At 55.1% G+C, this 1,244-nt stretch carries 2 protein-coding genes; both read right to left on the bottom strand.

Annotated features, from left to right (window positions below; genetic code table 11):
• Nucleotides 1-37: 37 nt before the first annotated feature.
• Entirely contained in the window at nt 38-874 is an 837-nt protein-coding gene (locus ACQKP4_RS29155; protein ID WP_427637450.1) for an IS3 family transposase, read from the bottom strand.
• Entirely contained in the window at nt 871-1,173 is a 303-nt protein-coding gene (locus tag ACQKP4_RS29150) for a transposase (RefSeq protein ID WP_427637448.1), read from the bottom strand. The genes ACQKP4_RS29155 and ACQKP4_RS29150 overlap by 4 nt, the downstream gene beginning before the upstream one ends.
• Nucleotides 1,174-1,244 lie beyond the last annotated feature (71 nt).

The following is a 1,244-nucleotide window of genomic DNA, read 5'->3' as shown; positions in this document are numbered from 1 at the left end:
TGAACTGGTCAAGTAATCTTGGACACCGATTAAGGTTTCACGCCGCCAACTTCTCCCTGGCGACTGGTGACCGATAGTCGTTGTAGCTATGCGGCCTGGTGATGTTGTAGCGCGATACATAGCGCTGCACATCCGCTCGGGCCTCATGTTCCGATCCGTAGCCTGCTTCTGGCACCCACTCTGATTTCAAACTTCCAAAGAAACGCTCCATCGCAGCGTTGTCCCAGCATTCGCCTTTACGGCTCATGCTCTGCCGGAGTCCATATTCCAGCAGTTCATTTCTGAATTTATGGCTGGTGTACTGGCAACCTTGGTCGGAGTGAAACAGTACGTCTTTTGGCCGACCGCGTAGTTCAATCGCCATCCGCAGGGCTTCGCAGGTCAGCGTGGCATCGGAGATCATCGAAAATGACCAGCCCACAATCCGGCGAGCGAACAAGTCCAGAACCGCCGCGAAATACAGCCAGCGCTTGCCGACTTTGATGTACGTCACGTCCCCACACCACACCTGATTGACCGCCGTAACATCAAACTTGCGTTTGAGCACATGCGGTGCCACCAAAGCTTCCACGCCGGGTGACTTGTACTTATGGCGCCGGCGTTGACGGCTGACAATGCCTGCTTCTCGCATCAAGCTGCGAGCCATGAACCGCCCGACATCATGCCCGCCAGCTTGCAGCTGTTTAGCCAAGGTACGAGCGCCCGCAGACTCTCTCGACGCCTTGTGGTGCTTGACCAGCATGGCCTTGAGCTTCTCTCGCTTAGGGCTCACTTTGCCTTGGCGCTGACGCCATGCGTAAAAGCTACTGCGGTTTATTCCGAACACACGACAGCAATCGTTAACGCCGTACTGCTCGCCCAGCTCACAGATCAACGAGAGTGATCTTTGGCGTCCAAAAGCAGGAGAGCACTGGCTTTTTTTAGGATTTCGATATCCCGGTCTCTTTGCCTGAGCAAGGCTTTAAGTTCCTGAATCTCTCGCTGATCCGCGGTAATCGCCTTGGCTCCCACCGGAGTCGAGCCCAAGCGTTCCTTGCGAACCTGATCGACCCAGCGGCGCAAGGCCGTAGGGCCAAGATCCAAACTGGCACAGACCTCGGGAACCGACTGCCCCTCGTCCAGCACCATGCTGGCAGCCTTGAGTTTGAACTCACTTGAATAAGATTTACGCATATCCAAACACCTCAGATTTGGGCGCCATCATAGCGCCCGATTGAGGTGTCCAAAATCATTAGGCCAGTTCA

Origin of the sequence: Pseudomonas sp. NPDC086278 (assembly GCF_050280905.1) — a bacterium.
In the GTDB taxonomy this organism is placed as follows: Bacteria; Pseudomonadota; Gammaproteobacteria; order Pseudomonadales; family Pseudomonadaceae; genus Aquipseudomonas.
The sequence above is the reverse complement of the archived record's forward strand: the minus strand, read 5'-3'. Positions and strand labels throughout refer to the sequence as shown.

Bases quoted from the DNA above. Each gene is read 5' to 3' on its own strand.
- ACQKP4_RS29150 (WP_427637448.1), bottom strand. From the start codon at position 1,173: ATGCGTAAATCTTATTCAAGTGAGTTCAAACTCAAGGCTGCCAGCATG.